2 protein-coding genes are annotated in these 2,412 nt (G+C 68.6%); both read right to left on the reverse strand.

Features of this window, described 5'->3' with window-relative positions; all coding sequences use genetic code 11:
* Positions 1-261 (reverse strand): hypothetical protein (locus QCE64_RS36240; RefSeq protein WP_310009153.1); only part of this gene is annotated, 261 nt, incomplete at its 3' end.
* A gap of 2 nt (positions 262-263) precedes the next feature.
* Positions 264-2,412: amino acid adenylation domain-containing protein (locus QCE64_RS36245; RefSeq protein WP_310009154.1), on the reverse strand; the 2,149-nt coding region annotated here is incomplete at its 5' end.

Below are 2,412 nucleotides of genomic sequence, written 5' to 3' on the forward strand. Positions count from 1 at the left end.
CACGTCACCGTTCAGCCACAAGCCACCCGCCACGTGATACGCGCTGCTCTCCGGCGCCAGTTGCCACATGAACCACTGACGCTGCTGCGCATGCGAAGCCGCCACGCCCTGCCCTGCCTGACGCGCGCGCGGCAGGATAGGGAACTGCGCGGGCGCCACGCCCTGCTCGTTCATCTTCTGCCAGAACACACGCCGCTTCTCGGGCGTCAGTTCGATAAAGCGTTCAGCGATGCGTCGCGCCGCGTCCTTGTCCATAGCCATGCTCACAGCGTATCCATGAAGAGATCCAGGCGATTCAGCGCGTCGTCGGAAGGCTGCGCGGCGCGCGTCTGCGCCACCATCGCGGCTTGCGCGGCCAGCGTCGGCGCATTGAACAGCGTGGCGAGCGGCAGACTCGCGCCCAGATCGAGACCGATGCGCGCGTTCAGCTGCACCGCGAGCAGCGAATGCCCGCCCAGATCGAAGAAATCGTCGTGACGTCCAATCCGCTCGACGCCCAGCAGCGTCGACCACACCGTCGCCAGTTCCGTCTCGATGCCCTCGTGCGGCGCTTCGAAAGGCGCGGCATCGTCGAACGCGGGCTGCGGCAGCGCATGCCGGTCCACCTTGCCGTTGGCGTTGAGCGGCATCACATCGAGCGGCACGATGCGCCACGGCACCATGTAGTCCGGCAAAGTTCGAGCGAGGGCGATGCGCAGGGCATCGGCATCGGACGCAGCGCCCGTCACCCACGCGATGAGCCGGTCATCGCGCGCCATCACCACCGCTTCGCGCACGCCCTGGCCGAGCAAGGCCGCCTCGATTTCGCCCAGCTCGATACGCAAGCCGCGAATCTTCACCTGGTGATCGACGCGGCCCAGATAGTCGAGCGCGCCGTCTTCGCGCCAGCGCACGACATCGCCCGTGCGGTACAGGCGCGCGCCGTCCGCGCCGAACGGATCGGGCACGAAGCGCTCGGCGGTCAGCGCCGCCCGGCCCAGATAGCCGCGCGCGAGGTTCGCGCCGCCCAGATACAGTTCTCCCGGCACGCCCGGCGGCACCGGCGACAGGCGCGCGTCCAGCACCCAGGTCTGCGTTGCGTCGATAGGACGGCCGATCGGCACGGCTCGCGCCGCTTCGTCCACGCAGGTCCACGCGGTCACGTCGATGGCCGCTTCCGTCGGGCCGTAGAGGTTGTGCAGCGTCACCGAGGGCAACGCTTGCGCCGTCGACTGGCGCAAGCCGGCGGACAGCGCCTCGCCACTGCACACGATGCGCGTCAGCGACTCGCCGCAGTGAGAGGCCGCGCCGCTGTCGATGAAGGCTTGCAGCATCGACGGCACGAAGTGCAGCGTGCTCACCGCATGGCGACGCATCGTCGCGGCGAGCAGCGCCGGATCGCGATGCGCGTCGGGCGCGGCGATGGCCAGCCGTGCGCCGACGCGCAACGGCCAGAAGAACTCCCACACCGAAACGTCGAAGCTGAACGGCGTCTTCTGCAACACGGTTTCGCCGCGCCGCAGCGCATAGGCGCGCTGCATCCATTCGAGCCGGTTGAACAGCGCATCGTGACGGTTGCCCACGCCCTTTGGCCGGCCCGTCGAACCGGACGTGTAGATCACGTAGGCGAGATTGGCGCCGTGCAGCACGGCATCCGGGTTGTGCGCCGGACAGGCGCGTGTATCGATGTCCTCGAGCACGAAGCACGGCACGCCGCCCTCCGGCGCGGGCAGTGCGATGCCGCGCTGATGCAGCACCAGTTGCGGCCGGCTGTCGCCGATCATGTAGGCGAGGCGATCGGCCGGATAGGAGGGATCGAGCGGCACATAGGCCGCGCCCGCCTTGACGATGGCATACAGCGCGACCAGCAGATCGAAGGAACGCAGCGCCGCGATGCCGACGCGCGTTTCCACGCCGACGCCCTGCGCGAGCAGCCAGTGCGCGAGCCGGTTGGCGCGGGCGTTGAGTTCGCCGTAGGTCAGGGTGGCGTCGTCGAGCAGCAGGGCGATGTTGTCCGGATGACGCTCTGCGTGACGCTCGAACGCGCGGAAGACGGGCTCGGCGCCTTCGTTGTGTGCCGGGTTCACGCTCCAGCGCGCGAGCGTGGTGGCTTCGGCTTCGTCCACCATCGCGATCTCGCCGACGCTCTGGCGGCTGGCCGCAGCGTCCGCGAACGCCGCGAGTATCCGTTGGTAATGCTGCGCGAGACGGGCGATGGTCGCTTCGTCGAAGAGTTCGCGCGCGTAGGTCAGTTCCAGCGATAGCGTGCCGTCCGGCTCCTCGCGCGTGTCGAGCAGCAATTCGAATTGCGCCATCGGGGCGGGCAGCGGATACGGCTCGATGCTCAGGCCCGGGAGTTGTTCCAGCACGCGCCAGTCGCTGCGCTGATGGTTGAACATCACCTGGAACAGCGGCGTGTGGCTCAGGCTGCGT

The sequence above is a fragment of the Caballeronia sp. LZ043 genome, from assembly GCF_031451075.1.
Classification (GTDB): domain Bacteria; phylum Pseudomonadota; class Gammaproteobacteria; order Burkholderiales; family Burkholderiaceae; genus Caballeronia.